The organism is Streptomyces profundus (assembly GCF_020740535.1).
Lineage (GTDB): Bacteria > Actinomycetota > Actinomycetes > Streptomycetales > Streptomycetaceae > Streptomyces > Streptomyces profundus.
This window is the reverse complement of the sequence record NZ_CP082362.1, coordinates 591,116-613,619: the sequence shown is the minus strand read 5'-3', so window position 1 is coordinate 613,619 and position 22,504 is coordinate 591,116. Positions and strand designations below refer to the sequence as shown.

Below are 22,504 nucleotides of genomic sequence, written 5' to 3'. Positions count from 1 at the left end.
GATCAGGCGGCGGCCTGAGCGGCGACAGTTCGTTCGACGGCGGTGCGCAGGGGCACCAGGGGGCGCCATCCGGTGGCCTTCCGGAAGAGCGAGGAGTCGACGGTCACGCTCGTGAAGTCGATGGCGGGCGCGTCCTGGGGCGGCGTGACGGTGACGACGGGAACGGGCGGCCGGCCTGTGATGGCCGACGCCGCCCGGGCGACCAGGGACAGCACCTGCCCGAGGGGCACACTGCGGTCGGCGCCCAGCAGCCAGTGCCCGCCGGCCAGCGCGTCGGAGTGGTCGAGCGCGGCGCCGACGGCCGCCGCGACGTCGCTCACATAGATCAGCTCGCGCAGCACCGTGCCGTCGTGCCACATGGGCAGCTCCTGGCCGGCGAGCGCGCGGCGGGCCATGGTCGACACCACGCCCTGGTCGGCCGAGCGGGCCCCGGGGCCCTGTCCGAAGACGGTGGGCAGGCGCAGGCTGACGCCGCGCACCGCGCCCGCCGCGGTCGCCTCCTTCAACAGCCGTTCGGCGGCGAGCTTCTGACGGTCGTACGCGGTGACCGGCGCGTCCGGCTCGGAGCCGTCCATCGGGCGGGAGCCCGGCACGCCGAGCTGGGAGACGGTGCCGCTGAAGACGACGACCGGCGGGGGCCAGGCGGCGGGCGCCTCCCGCAGGGCCGCCAGGACTCCCGCCATCACGCCGGTGTTCGCCCGCTCGCTGCCGGGGTCGCCCTCCGCGGCCCGCCAACCGCCGTCGTGCTTCACCAGGTTGATCACCGCGGCGGCGCCGCGCACGGCGTCCGCCAGCCGGTCGGGGTCGGTCAGGTCGGCCGCCCCGGTCTCCACCTCGGCCACGAGCCCGGCGCGGCCGGGCACCGTGGGGCGGCGCCGCGCCACGGCGCGCAGCCGCACCGGGCGGGCCGACAGGGCCGTGGTGACCGCGGAGCCGACGGGGCCCGAGGCGCCGAGCACCACCACCAGGGGCCGCTCGCCCGCCCCGGTCACGCCCCGCTCCGTTCGCCCGTGAGCGGTCGCCACCACCGCGGGTTGTCCCGGTACCAGGACACGGTCGCGGACAGACCGTCAGCGAACGCGGTGCGCGGCTCGTAGCCCAACTCCTCGCCGATGCGGCTGAAGTCGACGGAGTACCGGGCGTCGTGTCCCTTCCGGTCCGGCACTCGGCGCACCATGTCCCAGCCCTTACCGCATTCGGCGAGAACACGGTCAACTAACTCGTTGTTGGCCAATTCGGTCCCGCCTCCGATGTTGTAGACACGGCCGGCTGTTCCCTTGGTCGCCACCAGAGCCAGCGCCCGACAGTGATCCCCGACGTGTAACCAGTCCCGCCGATTCCTGCCGTCGCCGTACAGGGGCAGGGGTATTCCGTCCAGCAGATTGGATATGAAACGGGGGATTGCCTTTTCGGGATGCTGGTAGGGGCCGTAGTTGTTGGAGCATCGCGTCACACACACGTCGAGGGCGTGGGTGGTGTGAAAGGCCAGGGCGAGGAGATCGGACGCGGCTTTCGACGCCGCGTAGGGGGAACGGGGCCGCACGGGCTCCCCCTCGGTCCACGAGCCGTGTGCGACCGACCCGTACACCTCGTCGGTCGACACGTGCACGAAACGGCCGACGCCCGCGTCCACCGCCGCCTGGAGCAGGGTCTGCGTCCCCAGGACGTTGGTGCGGACGAAGGCGTCGGCGTTCTCGATGGACCGGTCCACATGCGACTCGGCCGCGCAGTGCACCACCAGGTCGATGTCGCGGATCGCCCGGCGCACCGGCTCGGCGTCACAGATGTCGGCCTGGACGAAGGTGAGCCGCGAATCGGCCCACACCGGCGCCAGGTTGGCCTTGTTACCCGCGTAGGTCAGCTTGTCGAACACCACGACCTCACTCGCCGGCAGAAGCGGCGAAGCGTCGTCGAGGATGTGCCGAACCAGGTGGGAACCGATGAATCCGGCTCCTCCGGTCACCAGGATGCGCATTCGGATGATCACCTCTTCGATGCGTTCCGCATGACGCGGAGAAGGTGAACCGTTGACTGCGCCTTTACCCTGGCAATGAGCCGGTGTCCGGGTCAACGAATGTGCGGAAGGCGGCCCTCAACTGCAATAGGCGACGGTGCCTTCCGCGGTTATGCAGGAGAGCTCCGCACTTTCGACCGGTCTGGGCGACGGTTCCGCGAGGGACAGCCGCGACGCCTTCGCCGGCCGCTGCTCGGACACCAGGAGAAACACCTGCGCGGACATGGCGAGGGTCATGTGGCGATACCAGGCCCGCCATTTGCGGACGGAGTAGCGCTCAAGACCGGCGTCGCTGCGCGCCGTGGTGAGGGTGCGCGCAGCGGCGCCGCCCTGGCTGGCCACGAGCGAGATCTCCTCGGTATCGGTGCCGTGGGGAACGAAGCACAGATACGAGCCGCCACCCCAACGGCTGACGTGGCAACGGGCGAAGTCCTCGGCGACCGGCGACGCCGGGATGGGACGCGCGGGGTGGCTACTGGGCAACACGTAGGGTAGTCGACGTCTCTCCAGCGCGGCTCTGAACGCCCCGTCGTCTCCGTAGGACGGGTCGACCGCCGTGACCCAGTGGGCCGGAGCGCCCGCCGCACGCGTCCGGTCGAGCATGCCCAGCGCGAGGTCCCGGCGGCTGCGCGAGGCCAGCCCGCCCGGGATGCCCGCGCGTTCGCGGCGCGCCGGGTCCTCCGTCCAGCAGGCGGGCAGGTAGAGCTCGCGGTCGATCACCCCGGCTGAGCCCGCCGCGTTGGCCTGGAGAAGGAAGACGCCCAGCTGCGCGTTCTCCACCTTCCCCGCGGAGCTGGAGAACTGCCGGGCCACGCCGGCCGAGTTGTCGCCCTTCTTGACGAACGCCTCCTCGGCCAGGACGAAGACGCTCCCCGACGCGGCCAACCTCTCCCCGACGATGCACCTGACCTCGTCACGGACGGCGTCCTCCGACCATCTGGCCGTGGTGAGCAGCCGATGGCGCCCGTCCTCCCTGGGCGTAGGGACGGGCGGAGTGTGCGAGAGCAGGCCACAGAGATACGCGTAGGCGTGCTCGCGCGGCTCGGCCCGCTGGAAGTGGCAGTCGAGCCGCGTGAAGAAGCGGCGGAGCTGCGTGGAAGACGGTAACTCCAGGGGGTCAGCGGACATGGCGGTACCTTCCTGAGATGAATGGGTGATGTCGGTCGAGTCTCTGGCCGGCGGCTCGCCGGCGGAGTTCGGTCCCGGCTCGGTACACGGGCCCACCGTGCGTCGTCGGTGGGCCCGTGGTGCGGCAGGGGGCACGCGGACCCGGCCGCACCCCTGCGGCCGTGCGGTGATCCCGCCCGTACGGTGCGCGGGAGCGGCGGATCGTCGCGTTCGGCCGGGCGTCGCGGTCGCGGCGCGGGTCAGCCGAGTGGCGACCGCCCCGGCCCGGGGGAGGGGCGGGCGGGCGCCGGCGGTGCGCGGGCGCGGCGAGGGGCCCCCGGGCACGTCGCCTGGATCCTCGCGGGCTCGCGCGTTCCGGCTCCCCCAGCCCGAGGGCCTGGGGGAGCACCGCGTCATGGGGGCGCCTCCCAGCCGTCCGGCCGGGGGAGCCACTCGCTAGCCGCGACGATCCAAACGACGCACCCTAGCCGGGGCCCTTACAGCGTTTGACCCGTTTCTCCGGCCTCCGGCCCCGCGTCCGACCGGTACTCCGGGAGCGGCCGGGGTGGGCGTGGCACGGGACGAGGGCCACGGGGCGAACCGTGCCCGTCTGTGGGGACACCGCGCCCGAAACCTGCCCGAACGGGCAGGGACACGAGGGGGGTTGACAGCCGCGCGCCGCCGCCGGCGCATGGTGGCCGCCGCGCGGGGCACACCCGCCGCGGGACGGCGCGCCGGACGCCGGCTGCCGCCGTCCGAAGCGCGAGGCGCCCCGCGGCCGGCGGTGTCGGCGGGCAGCGCAAACGAGGAGCACACGATCAACAGGCTGCTGCAGCCGCACAGTTCCCCCAATGCTCAGGTGCCGGTCATTGATCTAGCTGGGGCCTCGTCAGTCTTCGCCATGGCGCGCAGATCCGACAATAGGGCCTGTCCTGCGACGACGTAACCCAACAACGGTGATGCTCTGGTGAACGATTGTCACGCTCCGCGGATCACCGGCGGGGCTCGGCAGCCCGCTCTGACGTGCGGGGCTCGGTGGCGCACGCCGACCGGTTAGCAGGGGCGAATGTTTGTGAGGCGCCGGCCCCCGGGGTGTCGGGCGCTGGATGGGCGACGGCACATCGGCGACCGGGCGGCCAGGTGCCCACCGGCCGCCCGCACCGCTGGCGCCCTCGCCAGGCCACGATCGCGGGGGCGCCCGTTGCCCGCCGGTTCCCACCTCATGTCGCGGTGAAGCGGGCACTCGGGCACGGCCCTGCCCGAGTGCCTCCCCGATGCACCACCGGCCCGCACCCGCACGGGTGGGCGTGCCGTCCCCCATGTCGCCACCGACCCCGAGCACCGCACCCCGCCTTGCGCCCGCGAACAGATGGCCACCACCAGGGGCACCGCCGGCCCACCGACAGCCCCTCCACCGCACCCGGACGTGGGGTGCCCAGCCGATGCGCTGCGCCGGGCAGCGCCTCAGCGCTTCTCCGCCCGGGCGACAGCATGAGGAGGTGGCGCTGCCGTCGGCCGGAACGACACCCAGGCGCACCGGCGCCACCTGGGCAACCGGCCCCGGGAGAACGGGAATCCACCGGTACGCCTTACGTACCGTCAGTCATGCTGACAGCCTGGTGCGCCGAGTGCGGCGAACCGGTCGCACAGAAAGTGGTCACACGAAGAGGACGACAAGGGGGCGCGCGGATGCGTGGCAGGCGAAGGCTCGCCGGGCTGGCGGCGGTCGGGGCGTTAGTGGCGGGCTGCTCCGGCTCCGGCGGGGACGAGGGGAGCCCGGGGGCCAACGGGGAGAAGGACGCCGAGAGTCGGGCGAGCGCGGCGCCCTCGCCCGAGGCCGAGCAGACCCCGCCCGACACCCAGCTCTCGGTGCCGGCGCTCTACGACACCAGCCGGGGCTGGGAGTCCACCGAGGAGGGCACCCAGTTCCCGCTGCCCAGGACCGGCGCGGTGGCGTTGTACTGGGAGCGGACCAGTGAGGTGGCGCCGACCGAGCACGGCTTCACCGTCCTGGACGCCACCACCGGCGAGCGGCGCTGGAGCAGCGTCCCCATCGGGCCGCTGGGGAGCACCGATCTGCCCCACTTCAGGGCGACCGTGGACGGCCGGGAGTATCTGGTGGCGTGGTCCACCGGCGTCACCGGCGCCGACGCCATCAACCGGGGCGAGGAGATCACCGCCATCGACATCTTTCCGGCCGACTCCTCGGGCGAGGCCGTGGAGCCGCTCCGGGTCGAGCTGCCGGGCGAGCGGGAGGTCCGCAACGGCGGTGCCGGCCTCCTGGTGCGGGACGGGGACGACTCCGTCGTCGCCGTCGACCCGGCGACCGGCGACACCACCGAGTACCTCGTCGACGACCAGGAGCCGCCGGCCGACTGCCCGGACTGCCACGAGAGCTGGATGGTCAAGGGGATCACGGAGAACGGCCCGCTGATGGGCACCAGGACCGATATCGACTACGGCGGCCTCTGGGTCCCCGGCGGCTGGGCCACCTCCGACCTCCGGCCACCGGGAACCGATCCGGAGAACGACCCCAGCGTCGGGCTGGTCTCCGACCACCTGCTTGTCCTGGGGTGGGGCGAGGAAGCGGCCTCCGGGGAAACCGTCTGGACCGCGGTGGACAGCGCCTCGGGCGAGACGCTGGCCACGGTCAACTGCGCGGGGGACCGGTCCTCGGAGACGGATGTCCACCTCTCGGCCAACGGCCGCTACCTCGCCCACGGAAACCGGGTGTTCGACCTGGAGGAGGGCACCGGGGTCTGCTTCCAGCGCACCGAGACCACCAACGCGGTGGAGTTCCGGCTCGCCTCCGACCCGGGCGTGATCTATGGCTACGCCATCGAACCCCAGGGCTTCACCGCCGCCGAACGGCCGGTCCAACTGGACATGCGGACCGGGGAGATCGAGCAGTTCGACGACATCGACATCGACCTCCCGTTCGGCGACACCGCCGGCTACGGCCTGTTCTGGGACGGCACGTTGGTCGCCTATCCGCACGCGGAGTGAACGACGGTCAGCGACACGGGGCGCAGGTGGAGTGCGCCGACGTCGGCCGGGCTCGGCCGCGCCCTGCCGCAGGCAGCGGCGGCCGAGCGGGCGGGAGTGAGCATGCGCCGGTAAAGGAAACTGGCTCGCGGCTATCCCGTTCGACCGAGTTCTCCTCAACAGGGCCACGCGCCGAGGACCACGGGAACGAGCAACGCCCCGTCGCGGCTGGACCAGCCCGGCTACCCGCCCGTGCTCAGCGGAGGGGATCGTATGCGCGGAAACACACTCGACGCATGGCAATTGGCCGGAACCATACTTGTTCATGGCGCGATATTGCTGCTAAGAATTGCGGGTTAAATCCGTCAGCCTGAAATGCGTTGGCCACCTCTCCGGCGATCATCTAGGCTCAGAGCATGACAGCGTACTCGGGTGTGGCGCCAGGAGTTCGAGAGCTTTCCGCGTTGACCATTAGCAAGGTCTCGGTCGGGCGGGGCGACAACAACTGTTATCTCCTGCGTTGCCGTGCGACCGGACAGCAACTGATGATCGACGCGGCGAATGAGCCGGAAGTCCTGCTTGATTTCTGTGGCCGCCGTCTGGATGCCGTGGTGACCACTCACCGGCACTGGGACCACTGGGAATACGGGCTCGCCGCGGTTGTCGACGCCACTGGTGCCACAACCTACGCCGGAGAGCCCGATGCCCCGGCCATCGGTGTGCCTACCGACATTCTGTTGCACGATGGCGACACCATCGCCTGCGGTGCGTTTGAGCTCCGCGTAATCCGGCTGACCGGGCACACCCCGGGAAGTGTCGCATTGCTGTATGACGACCCCGAAGGTCATCCTCATCTCTTCACCGGTGACTCACTTTTCCCCGGCGGGCTGGGGAACACCTTTGGTGACGCCGACGCGTTCGTCTCTCTTTTCAAGGACGTTGAGAGCAAGGTGTTCAATAAGCTGCCAGACGAGACGTGGGTCTATCCAGGGCATGGAAAGGACACGACTCTTGGCGTCGAAAGGCCCGCACTCGCCGAATGGCGAGCGCGCGGCTGGTAGGTACCTCTCAAGCGCGGGGATGCCTTGCGATCCCACCAGGTGGGAGAGGTGCCAGATTTCACGGCAGAGTTGTTCTCGCGGTAGTGCCGGTGAGGTCACATTCCAAAGGTAGGGCTCATGGAATTTCAGGTGCTCGGGAATCTGGAGATTCAAGCGTCAGCGCATCGGCTCCCCACGCTTCGCCCCCGACACGAAAGATTTCTGGCTCGTCTGCTCCTGAGTCCGAACACGCTGGTGTCCATCGGTGCGCTCACGGAGACCCTCTGGGATGCCGCACCGCCCGCGTCCGCGGAACGGCAGGTCCAGAACGTGGCGTCGCAACTGCGTCAGGCGTGGATCAGGGCCGGCGTTTCCGAGGTGAACGAGGTTCTCCGAACCGGCCGAGCTGGATACTCGCTCACCGTCGATCTGGAGCACATAGACCTCTACGTTTTCCGTGACCTGGTCACTCAAGCCGGCAACACCACAGCGGCGGGCGATCTACCGGCATCAGTCGGTAGGCTGCGGCAGGCGCTGGCTCTGTGGCGCGGCCCAGTGTTCTCCGGTATCGAGAGCCAGGTTATCCAGGGAAACGCCGTGCTGATTGACGAGGAGCGGCCGGCGGCTTGGGAGGAATGCATGCGGCTGGAGTTGCAGCTTGGCCTGCACAGCCGTGTGGTGACCGAGTTAGCCGCGCTCGTGGCGGAGTTTCCCTTCCGGGAACAGCTTGTCGGGCTTCTCATGACGGCGTTCTACCGGACGGGGCAGCAGACGGCCGCCCTGCAAACGTACCAGCAGGCGCGCGACCGACTGAATGACGAGCTGGGAATCGATCCCGGCCTCGTACTTCAGGAGCTTCACACGAGAATCCTGCGGAGCGATCAGACCCTCTTGGGATCAACCGCACACGAGACGATCACGCTCGCGGCGCCATCGGCCAGCGCTGACTCGTCGTCGCAGGTACCGAGCCAGATTCCTCCATCGGATGGGTCCTTCGTCGGCCGCCAAGACGAATTGACCACTCTCTCCGAGCATATTGGCAAAGTGCAGATCCTCGTTGTATCCGGCGCAGCCGGCATGGGGAAGACGTCACTCGTCGTGCAGTGGGCGTACCAGGTCCGGGATATTTTCCCCGACGGTCAGATATTCATCGACCTGCGCGGACACAGTGCGGATACCAGTCAGTCGGCGCGGCGTGTTCTCGGACACATGCTGGAGAGTTTCGATCTTCCTCCGCAGGAGATTCCCGGGGCACTGGACAAACGAATCGCGTTGTACCGCTCGATGGTTGCCGACAAGAAGGTGCTGATCGTTCTGGACAATGCCAGCGCGATCGACCAGGTGCTGCCCGCCGTCCCGACGAGCGGCGGATCCCAACTGGCTGTGACCAGTCGCAACAACCTCGCGGCCCTGTACGCCCACGTCGCGGTGCGAGGGATCTCCCTCGACGGACTCAGCCGTGCCGAGAGCTCCTCCATCCTCACCAGGGCCGCAGACCGGCCGTCGAAGGAATCCAGCCCCGAGCTGGAGGACCTGCTGGATCTGTGCGACGGGATGCCACTGGCGCTGCGCATCCTGGCCGCCAGGATGATGGCGGACCGCTCCCTGACGGTTGAGGCGCTGGCTGCCGGCCTGTCCGACGCCGTACCACTCGACAGCTTCACCCTCGACGGCGACGCGCGCAGCGTCCGCTCCGTGCTGGCGAACACCTATACAACCCTGTCCGAGGAAGACGCACGGCTCTTTCGTCTGCTGGCAGTCCATCCCGGGCGCAGGATACGCGTGGAACCGGTGGCGGCGCTCGCGGCGGTCCCGCTGGCGGGGGCGCGGCGCGGCCTGGACAGCCTGACCGCGCTCCACCTGCTCACGAGGGCCGATGACCAGTACATGGTCATGCACGACCTGGTCCGGTCCTTCGCTGCGGAGTGCCTCGATGCCCAGGCCCTTCACGACCGGCCGACCGAGGCCGCGGAGCGTCTCCTGGAGTGGTACCTGTCCGCCGCCGCTTCGGCCAACGCCGCCCTACGGCCCGACCGTGACGCCTTCGCCGACCGGAGGGTGCTCCGCGGGATGTTCGCCCAGCCGTTCGCCGAGGATGTCGACGCCATCGAATTCCTCGACCAGGAACGGGAGAACCTGGCAGCGGTCACGGGTCTCGTCGTTCGCCACGACATCGACCGGGCGGTGGAGTTGCTCTACCACCTGCACAGCTACTTCCTGCGCACCGGATTCTCCACCGCGGACATGGATGCCTGGAGAAAGTGCGGAGAGAACGCGCACAGGATTCATGATCCGTTGCTACGAGCCCACCTGCACCATGCCCTGGGCGGCGCGCTCGTGGAAACGAACGACCTCGACGCCGCTATCGAGCACCTGCGCCTGGCCACCGGGCTGTACGAGGCGGCAGGACAGCCGGGGGGCGCTGCCGGCTCGCGTCTCGGCCTCGGGTTCGCCTTCGAACTACAGGGCCGCTACCACGAGGCGCTGACCGAGCACGAACGGGCGTTTGACCTCGCGAAGGCCGCACAGAACACCACGCTCATCGTGCACGCGCTCAACAACTCGGCGGACGCGCTGGTGGCCCTTGACGACCTCGACACGGGGCTGGAACGGCTGCAAGCGGGCCGAGCCCTCGCGCGGAAGCACGGCCTGCGACACCACGAGTCCGCGATCCTCAGCAGTATCGGCGCACTCTTCATCCGCAAGCGGGACTACCCGAAAGCCCTGGCGCACCTGAACGAAGGGCTGGCGCTGATGCGGCAGTCCGGGTTCCGCACGGCGGAGGCGGACACACTCGCCCGCATGGGGCACGCGGTGCTCGGCTCCGGCGATCCCGCTGGCGCGGTCGAGTGGTTCCGCAAGGCCAAGGACGCCTACCACCAGAGCAACGACGCGTCTGGCGAGGCCGACATGGAGCGACTGATGGGAGGGTCCCGGCCCGGGGCCCGATAGCTCGCGCCCAGCACGCCCCCGCCCCGTCACCGCTCCCGCGCTACCAGTCCTCTGGCCGTGGCGGGGTCCCGCCCTCCTGATCCGCAGGTCAGACGCGGTGGATGAAAGATGGATGACGCCGCGATGCACGATGAGACCAAGCTAACCGCAGACGGGCCGAGAGGCCCCGCCGGGATGAGGGATTCATCCTTAGCCGCACATTCGCTCCACACCGGGGCGAGTGAGTCACAACAAAGGGAGAACCGTCATGGAGCAGGTTGTGGAGATCATTGAGGTCATCGAGTCCCTCGGTGAGGCCGAGGAGGGCGTGGACGCGCTGACGTCCGTGCAGGCGGCCGAGACCTGGGTCTGACAGGTCGACACATACAGCCACCGCGGAGAAGGGGGAGGAGGAAACCGTCATGGAGCAGGTTGTGGAGATCATTGAGGTCATCGAGTCCCTCGGCGAGGTCGAGGAGGGCGTGGACGCGCTGACGTCCGTGCAGGCGGCCGAGACCTGGGTCTGAGCAGGCCCTCATCGTCGCTCACCGGCGCCCGGCCCTTTTCAGGGGCCGGGCGCCTCTCCACCGTCAAGGGAGCGCGGAACCGTGGTTGCTGACGCCTACTACCTCGCCGAAGCCGACAAGCTGCACGCCGCCGCCGAACAGGCGGCCGTCAAGTATGGCCCCTCCTCACAGGCAGTGGTCTTCCTCAAGTACGAGGAGCTCATCCGACTGTGGCACGTGCACATGTGTGACGGCCCCGACCCTCGTCTCCGTGAACGGCTGACCCATGCCGCTGAGCACATTCGCGCAGCCTATGCGCGGCAACTCTCCGTCCGGCGGGATCATCCGACTCGGGTAGTGGGCGAGGATCCGCTGGTCATCGAGTTCGACCGCGCAGTGTTCCAGGAGCGTTACGCGGTGGCCGCTCCTGAAGCGGTCAGGCAGACCTGGCAGGTTGACTCCCCTGAGATCCCCGAAGGCTTCGCCACGGGCGCGCCTCACATGTTCGTGATCGACGACCTGGGAAACCTGCTCATATGGCGTCGCCGGTTCAGCTTCCGTGAACTCATCTTCGGGCGCGCGAAATCACAGATCGATGGCGTCCCCGTGGCCCACCCGATGCTGGTGCCGGACCGGTTGCGTGTGCGCACCGCGGGCGAGATCGTGCTGATTGGCGCGCCACGGGTACACGCGATGGTGGTGAACACCAAGTCCGGCCATTTTCGCCCGCCGCCTTCGACGGGAACGGTCGTGCGGGAAGTGTGCGCGGAACGGTTCGCCGTGCCGACCGACCGGATCGACGTGTTCACCGTCGGCGGTCTCTCCGATCAGGACTACGAAGGCTCGACCCATCGACTTGCGAGAGCGGTGTCATGACAACCCTGGAACGGATTCTGCGGATACCGCGAGTGGGTGTGGAGCATGAGTATCGCTGGATGGTGCGGGAGACCTCGCTCACCGACATCGCCGCGCGCGAGAAGCTGCGTGGTGAACTGACGGAGATGTCCGGACTGCGCCTCACCGACGAGGCAACCGTCCTACAGCACTCGCTGTGCTTCGACGACGCGAACTGGGCGCTGCTGACAGCTGACTGCTCGATGACCGTACTGGTCAACGGAGGCCGGAGCCCGTCCTGGTTGGTGGCGAAGGAGACCATCCAGTGGGTGGACGGGCGTCGAGACGTACTGGAGATGTCCGAATACGTTCCGGACGTGAAGTCCCTGTCGAGTGCCGGCATGTTGGCCGGAAGGCCGGGGCGGCATCTGTCGCGCCGGGTGCCTCCGGTGCGGGATGTGCGCGTGTTCGGGTATCTCTCCCAGCGGCGTACCAAGGCGGCTCTGCTCACCGAACAGGGAGCGACGATAGCCATCAGCTGCGACGGGGTCGAACTCCGGGATTCCGCGTCGCGACTGGTCGACACGTTCGCAGTGGTGGAAGTGGAGGCGAATCAGGCGAGCCGCGTCGACTTGGATGTGCTGGCCGGCACGGCCGAGAAGTTCTCCCAGCACCTCGGATGCCCTCCGGCGGAGATATCGAAGCCGCAGTTCGCCGCAGCCCGTCTGGGGTGGAGCGGGCCTTGACCACCGACAGTCAGACGCCCCCGAAAGGTGCACGGGAACAGGCGGCAAACCCGTGGCAGACCTGGCGGATTCTGCTGCTGGCGAATGCGTTCTCGCTGGTCGGCAACTACGTTCAGAACCTCGCGCTCCCCCTGTGGGTGCTGTCGGTGACCGGTTCCTACTCGGCCACGGGTATCACTTTCGCCGTTGGCACTCTGCCGGTCGTCCTGTGCGCGCCACTCGCGGGAAGAATCGTCGACCGATTCAACCGGCTGGCCGTGTTCATCGCCTGCGAGGGGATCTGCGCGCTGCTCGTACTCATCCTGATCGTCGGGGTACGTGCGGAGAGTCTCGTCGTCGTCTACGTGATCTCGGCTCTCCTCAAGGCTGTCGGCAGTGCGGCTGTCCCCGCGGTACAGGCGATGCTCAAGGAGCGGCTGTCTCCCGACGAAACGCGACCGGTGATCGCCAGGTTCGAGATGGTGTTCGGCATGACCATGAGCCTCGGGCCACTGGTCGGTGCCGCACTCTCAGCGGGGATCGGCATTGAGGGTGCCTTGTGGGCCAACTGCGCGTCGTTCGTGGCGTCAGGGCTGCTCGCGATGCTGCTGCGTCCGTCGAGAACCGGGGCAAGGGGCCCGAAGGCGCCGTCGACGGAGAAGCAGCCACGAACCCGGCTGGAACCGCTGCGGTGGAGTGCCCTCAGTCCACTGCTACGCCGTGTGGCACTCGCTGAGGCGTCCTACTTCCTCTTCCTGGGCGCCGAGGTGGTCATCGCCCTGGCGGTGTTCCAGGAGACGGTGGGGGTCGCCGCGGCGGCCGTGTACCAGACGCTGACCGGAATCGGCTGGATCGCCGGATCGTCCCTCGTGGTCCGCAGGTTCAATCGGCAGCCACTGGTCATCTGGACCGGCGCTGCCATCTCAGCCGCGGCGACGGCCGCACTCGCCTTCAGCGGTCAGAGTTGGAGCTGGGTCGCGGTGGTTCTGGTCGGACTACTCGGGGGGACGGGCAACGTGATGATCGCCGGCGCGACGACCGTGGTGTATCAGGCCGCGGCGTCCAACGAGATCATCGGCCGCATCTTCGCGTTCCGTCGTGGCTTGCTGAACTTGTTCATGACGGCCTCGTACGTCGCCATCCCCCTCATGGGGGACCTGACCAACCATCCGGCGCCGGTGTTGCTGGTCGCGGGACTCGTGAACTTGGTGATCACCACATGGCTGTTGCTGCCCCACCTCCGAGCCAGGACGGGTGAGGGGAGTGACTGACCTGGTATCCCTGGGCCGGATCGACGCGACACCGGCCGCGCCCCCCACCGTGCGGTGCGTCCCCTCGGGCACAGCGACAGAGCCGGCCGACCAACCAGGGCTGACAAGCCTGTCCCTCGCCGCCCTCTGCGGTGTTGACGCGTTCCGGGTGGGCCATCGCTGCTCCATGGTCAGCATGCCTCCGGGCACCACCCAAGACCTCCTCGCCCAACGGCTGGGCGACGTCGACCTCGCCGCACTCCGGCGCGGGCTCGCCACCCGGCGGGCGCAGCACATGAGCGACAGGGGCCAGTTGGTCCGGCGCGCGCTCCACCGGGTGGCCTGGGGCGACGACTGCGTGGCCGCGCTGCCCAGCCCGGCCGAGGCCGCGGCCATCACCGACCAGCAGATCATCGCGCACGCTCGCGGTGCCATGGAACTCATCCGCGCTGGAACGCATCCCGGCCAGTGCCCCGACACGCTTCCCTGGCGCGGTGGTCTGTACTACGGGAGCCGCAACCAGGCGAGACTCGCCGTAGGCATCCAGCTTCCGTGGCCCGCGGGGGAGATGGGGACGGAGTCCGCCTTGATCACGGCCACGTATCTGGGACGAGTGGGCGCTCCCGGCACCCTCGTCCAAGCGCTCGCGCGGCGTCAGGTGCCGTACTACGCAGCCGCGGTGCTGCCTCTCGAAGAGCACGGCACACCCTGCCTGACCCTGGGCCTCAGCACCGTGGCCGACCACGTGGTCGCCCTTGTCGAGACCGTGCGGCACGAGCTGCGTCGGATGCGTGACTCCGGTGTTCCCAGCCGGCGGCTGCCCTACCTGCGGGACAGCGCGAAGCTCTATGCGGCCATCCACCCATCGGATGATCTCTTCCAGCATCGGACTACGGGCACCCCCGGTCCACCCGCCGGCTCACCCGCTCCCGCCGTCGCCGTGATCGGCCAGCTGCCCGACACGACCCTCACTCAACTGCGCGAGGCCGTCCGTGAATGGTGAAATCCTCCAGCTGCCAGGCGAGGGCGGCAGCGTGATCGTGGTTCATCGGCCGGATTCCCCGACGACCTCGGTGAGCGCCACCTACACGCTCGGATTCGGGCAGGACCCCACCCACGCACCGGGTGTGGCCCACCTGTACGAACACCTGTATCTGGCAACGTTGCGCGCGCAGATGACCGCGCCCCTGGTGGCACACGCCCAGACCCACGCGGACACCATGGACGTCTCGGCGACCGTGCTCGCCGACGCGGACCGCGCGTTGCTCACCGCGTTGACCAACGCTCCTCGGCTGCTGGCCGAAGGACGCGTCGACGACGACACCCGCGTGCGGGAGTGCCGTGCCATCGACGTGGAACTGTCCGAGTGGTTCGGAAACCCGCTGCTCATCGCCGGCCACAAACTCGCCGCGCTGGCGACTCGGCGCCCGCAGCCGGCCCGCTTCGACGACTGCCGCATCGGCTCCACGCCCTCCATCTCGGTCACGGACCTGCGGGCGCACGCCGCCCTGAGAGCAGCGCTGTTTCCGGAACGCGTGGTGATCGTCGGTCCCCGGCCGGCGGAGGAGTGGCAGCACCTGACGCAGGAGGTGCGGTCGCCCGACACGGCACCCGCACCGGCCGACGCCTGTCCTGGCTGGGCAGGTCTCGGATCAAGAGGAGACGTGCCCGGGGCCGCCAGCCGTGTCTTCATCGGCATCCCGCTCCAGCTGAGCACACCGGACCGAGCCGAGGCCGTACAGCTCACCGCTGAACTCCTGATGCATGAGCGGGGCCCACTCGCAGGGATCGGCCACCGGCTCGGGGTCCGCTTCCGAGGCGGTTCCCTGATCCCCACCGCCGGCTGCGCGGTGATCGTCGGCAGTTGGACACCGGAGAACGCTCGACAGCGCGAGGCCATCGGCGTCGCGGTACGTCAGTACGCCGAGCGGGACCTGTCCATGTTCGTCGCGGCCCAGGCCATCACCATGCCGGAGCGTCGCCGGGCCGCGGCGGCCACTTCCGCGACGTTGGCCACGGCGGTCGACGGGTGGCAGGCCGGATGCGGCATTGATCCAACAGCTGCCAGGGCGCCAAGCGTTGACGAGATCAACCACACCATGTGGGCCGGATGGGACAGGTCCGTGCTCGTCGGGGCGACCTCCAACCGCTGTGGGCCGTTCCAGGACTGACCGAGAACACCGTGGCCGCGTGGCCGCGTGGACCACGGCAGAGGCGGTGTGTGGAGCGGCGCTGCGCTTCAGTCCCGGTCGCCGGCGTTCTTCCGACCGTTCCCACGACCGAGAGCGCCGATGAAGTCGTCCAGCCGTGAGACGGTTTGGCGCAGGACCTCCACGGACCTCACGGCGTCGTTCGACAGTTCCAGGGAGTGGTCCGCTGACGGAATCGTCAGCACGTCGTGCCCCGTGGACTCGGCGATCCGGGTGTCCCACAGTCTGTCGGCGCTCCCGCCGATGAGGAGAGTCGGTGCCGTGGCCCGCCGGAGCGAACGGGCCACCTGCTCGATGTCCAGGACAGGCGTGAGCCAGGCTGCCGCGATCCGCCGATCGGCGGCGACACCGCAGGCCAGGGAGCCCAGGGACTTACCGACAAGAAGGCGGCAGGCGCCTGCCTCGGCGTCGACGGCCTCGGTGACATGCCGCTCCACCCACGCGATCCGGTCGGCCACGGTGAACTGCGAGAAGTCGTCCGGGACCTGCCACCACAGCTCCTGGACCGTCCAGCCATGCTGGACGAGCACCTTTCGGGCGAAGTGCAGCAGCGGCCGGGCAGGCGAGTAGCCGACGCCGGGGACGATGACCGCGACCCGGTCACGGTCGCCGTCGGAGCGAGTGGGGGCGGCGAAAGGAGAGGGAACGGACATGGCAGCAGGCTACTCGCCAGCTGATCACCCGACAGGCGCGCGGACCCGGTGCCCAGGGCTGGCCGTCGCCGGGGCGCGGGGCGTCAGTTGTCGGCGCGTGCGGCGAGGTCGGAGATGAAGCGGGCGATCTCCGACGGCTGTTCCTCGGCCATGAAGTGCCCGGCGTCGATCGGCTGGTACGTCAGGTCGCGCGCCCACGCTTCCCAGAGCGACGCGGCGTCGAAGCCGAGTTGGGATCCCCAGTCCTGGGAGATGACCCCGACCGGCATGCCGAGTTGGCGGCCTGCGTCGCGGTCGGCCTGGTCCATCTCCAGGTCAATGCTCGCGGTGGCCCGGTAGTCGGCGACGATGGAGGCGACGGCCGCGACGGAGCTGTCGATGTAGTGCTGGCGTACCTCAGGGGTGAACGTGGAGCCGTCGGTGTCCCAGGCGTCCAGGAACGAGGCGAAGAACTCGGGGGCGACGGCGGCGATCATCCTCTCCGGAAGGCCGGCCGGCTGGGCCATGAGGTACAGATGCCACGCGACCTTGGCGTTGACCCCCTGGAGAACGGCCCATGTGTCGAGGGTGGGGAGCACGTCGAGGATGCCGAGATACCGCACCGTCCGCGGGTGGTCCAGGCCGGCGCGGACCCCGACCAGCGCGCCCCTGTCGTGCCCGACCAGCCCGAAGCGCTCGTGTCCGAGAGCGTGGGCCACCCGGACGACGTCCCGCGCCATGGTCCGCTTCGCGTAGGTCTCGGCGCTGCTCGCGCCGGGCTTGGAACTCTCGCCGTAGCCGCGCAGGTCAGGCACGATCACGGTGTGCCGCTCGACGAGTTCCCGCGCGACGTGGCGCCACATGTAGTGCGTCTGGGGAAATCCGTGGAGCAGGACGACCGCCGGCCCGAAGCCGGCGACGGCGACGTTGATATCGACGTCCCGCTCCCCCGGCAGCGTCTGGTACCGGAACCCTTCGATGGTCAGCGGTGTCACGGTGCTTCCTCCAGGACTGAGGTCGGTTGGGTGGCTGGGTGGCCGGAGAAGATGCCGGCCGGCATCGTTGTTCGACGGGAGCCCGTGGTCGCGCGCAGGGCGGGGATGAGGACGGAGTCGATCAGCGCTTCGAGGTAGGGGGTGTCGGCCCGCAGTCCGTTGAGCCGACGGAGCAGGAGCACGGAGCCGGCGACCTCCTCGTAGGGGAACGGGTCGGCGCCCTCGGGCAGTTCGCCTCGGCGGACGGCCGCCTCGATCACCGCCGCCGGCAGGCGTGCCCCCGTCGGCCCCACGGCTCTCTCGATCTCCTCGCAGAGGTCGGGATCCTCAAGGCCGGCCTGGAGCAGCAGCAGTGCCGTGTGGTTGTCGCCGGAGCGCATGGAACGGTCGAGGCGTCGGCACAGTGCCAGCAGGTCCCCGCGCAGGCTGCCCGTGTCGATCTCGTCCGGCCCCTCACGGCGCGCCGGGCCCGCCTTCAGCGCGGCGATCACCATCTCCCGTCTGGTCTTCCACCGCCGGTAGAGGGTGGCCTTGGACGCGCCCGCCCGGCGCGCGACCTCCTCGAAGCTGACGCCGTCGTAGCCCGACTCGGCGAGCAGGGAGCCCACCACCGCGAGGATCTCGCGCTCCCGCCGCTCGTCGCGTGGACGCCCACCACGGGAGGCGGCGGGGGCGGCAGGGGCGCTGACGGGATCATTAGGATACGGCACGTGCCGTATCGTATCAGGTGGTCGCCCAGAGTCCGCGCCCCGACCTGCCGAGCCCGCCGGAACGGTTCGCCCCCGAGGGGGGGGACGGAGCCGCCCGTCCCGGCTGAGCGCCGCGCCGGCCAGGGCGCGCCGCGGACGGCCCCTGGTCAGGCCGGACGCGACTCGGTGGGGGGTGGACGGTGTGCTGTCGAGTGGAGTACGCCGTAGGGTGTGCGCACCGACGCTCGGACCCAGTCGACGCCGTCGGGCAGGCTCGGCTCGGCGTGGGCCGTGCGGCCCCAGCCCGGTTCGGTCGGGCGCAGCCCGGCCAGCGTGTGGAAGAGCCAGTCGTCGAGCGTGCCCAGGAAGTAGTGCCCCCGGGAGCGGGACTCCGCACGCCAGTGTTCCCACAGCGTTGTGGCGCCCCGGGTGACCCAGTAGCCCCAACTCGGGTACGTGGTACGGGTGGCGACGCCGTGCGCCAGCTGGAGGTACCCGTACTCGGTGAGCACGGGCAGCAGGAACTTGGTCGCCAGCGCGCCGGTGGCCAGATGACCGCCGCGAGCGCGGATGTCGCCGGCCAGCGCGTCGGCCGCCCGCCTCGCCGTCCCCGGCGGCAGCAGGCGTAGCGCCAGCGCCAGCACATGGTGGGACTGCCGGAAGCCGGTGTCCCCCCGGCCGGCGACGACCGGCGCCCCGGGGCCCGAGGGCTCGGGGACGACGAACGCCCGCCGGAACGCGGTCCGCACCCGGGCCGCCTCCCGCCACCACCTGCCGGCCTCGGCCGGCCGGCCGGCGACCGGGGCCATCGAGGCGAGGGCGAGCGTCATGGCGTGCAGAAACGCGGTCGCCGCGATCCGCCGGTCCTCGGGCGGGTTGCCGCCCTCCGGGTCGGTGTCCGGGCTCACCCAGTCGCCCAGGGTGGTGTCGGCCAGGCCGTCGACCCGGCGGGCCAGTTCGAACTCGACATAGGAGGCCATGTCGTCCCACAGCTCGTGGACGATCCGTCGGTCACCGGTGTAGCGGTGCAGCCACCACGGGCCGAGCACCAGCGCGGAGTGCCAGGTGGGCGCGGGCGACCAGTCCATCCGCCAGCCGCCGAACGGGGCGATGACCGCCGGGGCGCCGGAGCCGTGCCGTGAGTCGGCCACGTCCGTGAGCCACTTGGCGAGAAGCTCGTGGGCGTCGAAGTTGAGGAGGAACAGCTCGGTGCCCAGCATCCCGTCGCCCGTCCAGCCGTTCTTCTCGTAGGCCGGAGTGTCGGTGGGCAGATGGTGCAGGTTGTTGAGGACGGTGCGGCCGGTCAGTTCGTGCAGCCGGTTCAACAGCGGGTCGGAGCAGGCGAAGTGGCCGGTGCGACGGACCAGGGTGTGCGCGGCCTCCGCCGTGAGCACGGGCGGCGCGCCGAGGCCGGGGGCGCGCACCTCGACATGCTGGAAGCCCTGGTAGCTGAAGCGCGGTCGCCAGTTCAGCGCCCGCCGGTCGACGGTGACCCGGTGGGTCTGGAACCTGCCGTCGTAGTAGCCGCGGTCGTCCTCGGCGCGCACGGTGCCGTCCGGACGGAGCAGTTCGCCGTGCGACAGCTCCACGGTGGTCGGACCGCGCTCGGGGTCGGCGGGCAGCTCCAGCCGCGTCCACCCGGCGAGAACCCGGGGGAAGGAGAACACCCAGTGCCCGGGACCGAGTTCGGCGACGGACTCGGGCGCGAGGACATCCGTGACGCCGATCGGCGGCTGGCGCTGGTTGACCAGCCGCCCGCGCGGCCCCGCGACCACGCGCGCCGACCGCCACGCCGCGTCCTCGACGAACCCGACCCCGGCGAAGCCGGGTTGGTCGTGGCGGACGTCGAAGTCCTCCCCCGCGTAGAGGTCGTCGGCGCGCGTCGGACCGCCGACGGTGCGCCAGGACCGGGAGCTGACCACGGTGTGCTCGCCCCCCGACGCGTCCCGGGCGAGGAGCAGCAGCCGGAGGCGGGGCGCGCCGTGCCAGGGCGCGGTGTGCCAGTCCCAGGTGTTGCGCCGCGCCATGCCGTAGAAGCCCCGGCCCAGCTCCACGCCCAGGGCGTGCCGACCGGCGCGCAGCCGTGCCGTCACATCGCTCACCACATACTGGACGCGCACGTCGTAGTCGGTGAACCCCGGGCTGAGCAGGGACGGTTCGACCGGTTCGCCGTCGAGCAGCACCCGGGCGTAGCCCCCGGCGGCCACCGCGAGCTGGGCCTCCACCGGGTCGAAGGGCAGCTCGAAGACGTGGCGCAGCAGCGGGGCCGCCTCGTCCGTGCCGGCCAGCCACCGCGCGCCCCGCCAGTCGCCGTCCGGCACACCGGTGACGAACTCCGAGGCGGCGGTGAGCCGTCGACCGTCCGCCCACGCCGTCACCGACCAGCGGTGGCGGCGCAGCGGGGCCAGCGGCGGCCCGGCGTACTCCACCTCGGTGGTGCGGTCGCCCGGCACCCGGCCGGTGTCCCAGCGCACGCCGTCCCGGTCGCTCACCACGAGCCGGTACGCCGAGGGCGTGACCGGGCTCTCGTCGGGGTCGGTGACCAGCCAGCCGAACCGGGGCACCACATCGACCCCGACCGGCTCGGCGGTGTGCTCGACGGTCAGCCCGCCCAGGACGACGCTCACGACAAGCGGTAGCGGAAGACGGCGGTCGGCGGGTGGGCCACCCGCAGCACATGGGCCCGGCCACGGGCGTCGGCGAAGTAGGCGCGGTCCAGATCGCTGACGGTCGCCTCCAGCCGGTCCCCCCAGTGGACGTCGAGGGTGACGCGGCCCCGGCGCAGGCGCAGGCCGCGCGCCGTGACGGCCGTGCCGACCTCGACCCGGCCCGGGCCGCCGGTCCAGGTGAGCCGGTCGCCCCGCCGCAGCAGCAGGGGGACCTGCTCGGTGGCCTCGCTGACGACGTCGAGGCGCCGGGTGATCGAGGCGTCGCCCAGTACGGCGGCGCCGGTGACATTGCCCTGCGGGCTGCGCCAGGTCAGGCCCAACTCGTCGACGTCCGCGACCTGTTCGGGATCGAGTTCGACGCCGTCCGCCGGGTCGCCGTCGAAGTAGGCGACGGTGAGGTCGGCGGCGGCGTCGGTGCCGCCGCCGGGCAGCACGGTGGCCCAGCAGTCCTCGTTGCTGTTGTGTCCGCCGTGGACGAGGGTGCCGGCCTCGGGATGCCAGATCAGGGAGAGGCCGGAGCGGACCAGGGTGGTCGCGTTGGGTCCGTAGTGCGCCATGGTGTAGTAGCCCGGACGGCGCACGAAGAGGTAGTCCTCGCCGCGCGGGTCGCGGCGCAGCTCGGTGAACCGGTCCGATGCCAGATAGGGCAGCGCGGCGACGGCGGCGGCCTTGGCCGCACCGGTCGGGTACCGTTCGCCGTAGGGGATGTTGACCAGGATGCGCGGGTTGGTCGCCCCGCGCTCCTGCTCCGGCACGGGCGCGGTCTCGGCCGCCCACGCCTCGCGTTGCGCCGCCCGGTCCTCGTCCGTCGGGTAGAACGCGGCCATCGCGGGGACCAGCGGGGTGAACCACGAGCCCAGGTCGCGCTGTTGGGGCTCGTCGGTGACATCGTCCAGGTAGTACATGGGGGTGCGGGCGGAGCCGGCCGTGTTGGCGATGTAGCCGGCGCCGTCGGGTTCGCGGACCAGGTTGTAGCCCAGCCAGTCGGCGAACCGTTCGACGGTGCCGATCAGTTCGGGCGCCTCGGTGTGGTCCAGTATCTCGACGATCTCGGAGAGCGTGACGTTGAGGTTGTAGGCGATGTCCATGCCGCGCGGCTCGTAGAAGTAGCCGGCCGGGCTCTGGCCCCTGGCGACGATGTCCGCCGTCCTCTCCCGGAGCCGGGTCGCGAGCCCGGGGTCGGGATCCAGTCGCAGGGCGAGGGTCGCGCCGGCGAGGCCGGCCATCGGCTGGTTCACGAACTCGATGGACCCCGGCTGCCACACGCCCTCGTTGGCCGGGTCGAGGAACCAGACCATGGCGCGGTGCAGCGCCGCGCTGATCTCGTCCCTGGTCCCGGGGAGCCGGTCGGCGCGCCGCAGGTCCTCCAGGGTCTTGGAGAGATAGCCAAGCGCGAAGGCGGTGGCCGCGCGGGAGCGTTCGGTCGGCTCGAACTCGGACCAGAACCCCTCCTCGTGCTGAAGGGAGAGGTAGTGACGGATGGCGGCGTCCAGCCGGGCCAGCAGCGCGGGATCGCCGTGATAGGGGTTCCAGTCGCGTTCGGTGGTGGCGAACCAGGCGAGCGTGCGGACGTGCTCCTGGATGCGGGCGTTGAACGGTTCGACCGGCGTCCGCCACCAGCCGCCCGCCATCCAGCCGTGCCGCTCGGAGCCGTCGTCGACGATCTCGTTGACCATGGGGGCGAGCGTCACCAGGTAGGGCGCGAGCCGCTGTTCCGGGTGGCTGAAGAGGGAGCGGTCGAGCGAGCCGGGCGGCAGGGGCGCGATCGGCGGCAGTCCCTGGGCATCGGCCGCCGGGGCGGCGGCGAACGCGCTCGGACCGGCCAGCCCGGCGGCGGTGACCAGCGTTCCCGCGCCGGCCCCCAGCAGCAGGGTGCGCCGGGTCATTCTCGGAGAGGTGGGTCTCGGTGAGGTGGGT

At 70.4% G+C, this 22,504-nt stretch carries 16 protein-coding genes; 8 read left to right on the top strand and 8 right to left on the bottom strand.

The window, feature by feature from the left end:
- Positions 1 to 2: 2 nt before the first annotated feature.
- The 3 genes from K4G22_RS02670 to K4G22_RS02660 all read right to left on the bottom strand — a co-directional run bounded on the left by K4G22_RS02670 (position 3) and on the right by K4G22_RS02660 (position 3,142).
- Positions 3 to 992, bottom strand: a complete 990-nt coding sequence (locus K4G22_RS02670; protein WP_228078033.1) for an NAD-dependent epimerase/dehydratase family protein — start codon at positions 990 to 992, stop codon at positions 3 to 5.
- The gene (gene rfbB / locus K4G22_RS02665) at positions 989 to 1,975 is read right to left on the bottom strand and encodes a dTDP-glucose 4,6-dehydratase (protein ID WP_228078032.1); all 987 of its coding nucleotides are present in this window, start codon (positions 1,973 to 1,975) and stop codon (positions 989 to 991) included. Before rfbB ends, K4G22_RS02670 begins: the two co-directional genes overlap by 4 nt.
- Before the next feature lie 117 nt (positions 1,976 to 2,092).
- A complete protein-coding gene (locus K4G22_RS02660; protein WP_228078031.1) occupies positions 2,093 to 3,142 on the bottom strand; it encodes an IS701 family transposase in 1,050 nt (349 codons plus the stop codon).
- A 1,668-nt stretch (positions 3,143 to 4,810) separates the two neighbouring features.
- Between K4G22_RS02660 and K4G22_RS02655 the strand changes: the two genes are divergently transcribed.
- The 8 genes from K4G22_RS02655 (at position 4,811) to K4G22_RS02620 (ending at position 15,563) form a co-directional block, all read left to right on the top strand.
- Positions 4,811 to 6,127: a hypothetical protein gene (locus K4G22_RS02655; RefSeq protein WP_228078030.1), complete on the top strand. Its 1,317-nt coding sequence runs from the start codon at positions 4,811 to 4,813 to the stop codon at positions 6,125 to 6,127.
- Between the two features lie 395 nt (positions 6,128 to 6,522).
- Complete coding sequence (locus K4G22_RS02650) at positions 6,523 to 7,167, top strand: MBL fold metallo-hydrolase (protein ID WP_228078029.1); 645 nt, start codon at positions 6,523 to 6,525, stop codon at positions 7,165 to 7,167.
- Between the two features lie 117 nt (positions 7,168 to 7,284).
- Positions 7,285 to 10,098 carry an AfsR/SARP family transcriptional regulator gene (locus tag K4G22_RS02645; RefSeq protein ID WP_228078028.1) on the top strand — a complete coding sequence of 938 codons (2,814 nt, stop codon included), beginning with the start codon at positions 7,285 to 7,287 and terminating at the stop codon, positions 10,096 to 10,098.
- Between the two features lie 587 nt (positions 10,099 to 10,685).
- Positions 10,686 to 11,459 carry a hypothetical protein gene (locus K4G22_RS02640; protein ID WP_228078027.1) on the top strand — a complete coding sequence of 258 codons (774 nt, stop codon included), beginning with the start codon at positions 10,686 to 10,688 and terminating at the stop codon, positions 11,457 to 11,459.
- Entirely contained in the window at positions 11,456 to 12,163 is a 708-nt protein-coding gene (locus K4G22_RS02635) for a hypothetical protein (RefSeq protein ID WP_228078026.1), read from the top strand. Before K4G22_RS02640 ends, K4G22_RS02635 begins: the two co-directional genes overlap by 4 nt.
- Complete coding sequence (locus K4G22_RS02630; protein ID WP_228078025.1) at positions 12,160 to 13,413, top strand: MFS transporter; 1,254 nt, start codon at positions 12,160 to 12,162, stop codon at positions 13,411 to 13,413. The genes K4G22_RS02635 and K4G22_RS02630 overlap by 4 nt, the downstream gene beginning before the upstream one ends.
- On the top strand, positions 13,406 to 14,395 hold the full coding sequence (locus K4G22_RS02625) for a hypothetical protein (RefSeq protein WP_228078024.1): 990 nt from the start codon (positions 13,406 to 13,408) through the stop codon (positions 14,393 to 14,395). The genes K4G22_RS02630 and K4G22_RS02625 overlap by 8 nt, the downstream gene beginning before the upstream one ends.
- Positions 14,385 to 15,563: an insulinase family protein gene (locus K4G22_RS02620; RefSeq protein WP_228078023.1), complete on the top strand. Its 1,179-nt coding sequence runs from the start codon at positions 14,385 to 14,387 to the stop codon at positions 15,561 to 15,563. Before K4G22_RS02625 ends, K4G22_RS02620 begins: the two co-directional genes overlap by 11 nt.
- 68 nt (positions 15,564 to 15,631) lie before the next feature.
- Here the strand turns inward: K4G22_RS02620 and K4G22_RS02615 are convergent, their stop codons facing one another.
- The 5 genes from K4G22_RS02615 to K4G22_RS02595 all read right to left on the bottom strand — a co-directional run bounded on the left by K4G22_RS02615 (position 15,632) and on the right by K4G22_RS02595 (position 22,473).
- Positions 15,632 to 16,255 carry an alpha/beta fold hydrolase gene (locus K4G22_RS02615; protein WP_228078022.1) on the bottom strand — a complete coding sequence of 208 codons (624 nt, stop codon included), beginning with the start codon at positions 16,253 to 16,255 and terminating at the stop codon, positions 15,632 to 15,634.
- Positions 16,256 to 16,338: 83 nt separating this feature from the next.
- Positions 16,339 to 17,229: an alpha/beta fold hydrolase gene (locus tag K4G22_RS02610; RefSeq protein ID WP_228078021.1), complete on the bottom strand. Its 891-nt coding sequence runs from the start codon at positions 17,227 to 17,229 to the stop codon at positions 16,339 to 16,341.
- Positions 17,226 to 17,939 carry a TetR/AcrR family transcriptional regulator gene (locus K4G22_RS02605; protein WP_228078020.1) on the bottom strand — a complete coding sequence of 238 codons (714 nt, stop codon included), beginning with the start codon at positions 17,937 to 17,939 and terminating at the stop codon, positions 17,226 to 17,228. Before K4G22_RS02605 ends, K4G22_RS02610 begins: the two co-directional genes overlap by 4 nt.
- 146 nt (positions 17,940 to 18,085) lie before the next feature.
- Complete coding sequence (locus K4G22_RS02600; protein WP_228078019.1) at positions 18,086 to 20,545, bottom strand: family 78 glycoside hydrolase catalytic domain; 2,460 nt, start codon at positions 20,543 to 20,545, stop codon at positions 18,086 to 18,088.
- Positions 20,542 to 22,473: a glycoside hydrolase family protein gene (locus K4G22_RS02595; RefSeq protein ID WP_228078018.1), complete on the bottom strand. Its 1,932-nt coding sequence runs from the start codon at positions 22,471 to 22,473 to the stop codon at positions 20,542 to 20,544. The genes K4G22_RS02600 and K4G22_RS02595 overlap by 4 nt, the downstream gene beginning before the upstream one ends.
- Between the last annotated feature and the right edge of the window lie 31 nt (positions 22,474 to 22,504).

Coding starts and splice junctions, on each gene's coding strand:
- K4G22_RS02645 (WP_228078028.1), top strand. CDS start 7,285: ATGGAATTTCAGGTGCTCGGGAATCTGGAGATTCAAGCGTCAGCGCAT.
- K4G22_RS02660 (WP_228078031.1), bottom strand. CDS start 3,142: ATGTCCGCTGACCCCCTGGAGTTACCGTCTTCCACGCAGCTCCGCCGC.
- K4G22_RS02655 (WP_228078030.1), top strand. CDS start 4,811: ATGCGTGGCAGGCGAAGGCTCGCCGGGCTGGCGGCGGTCGGGGCGTTA.
- K4G22_RS02595 (WP_228078018.1), bottom strand. CDS start 22,473: ATGACCCGGCGCACCCTGCTGCTGGGGGCCGGCGCGGGAACGCTGGTC.
- K4G22_RS02635 (WP_228078026.1), top strand. CDS start 11,456: ATGACAACCCTGGAACGGATTCTGCGGATACCGCGAGTGGGTGTGGAG.
- rfbB (WP_228078032.1), bottom strand. CDS start 1,975: ATGCGCATCCTGGTGACCGGAGGAGCCGGATTCATCGGTTCCCACCTG.
- K4G22_RS02650 (WP_228078029.1), top strand. CDS start 6,523: ATGACAGCGTACTCGGGTGTGGCGCCAGGAGTTCGAGAGCTTTCCGCG.
- K4G22_RS02615 (WP_228078022.1), bottom strand. CDS start 16,255: ATGTCCGTTCCCTCTCCTTTCGCCGCCCCCACTCGCTCCGACGGCGAC.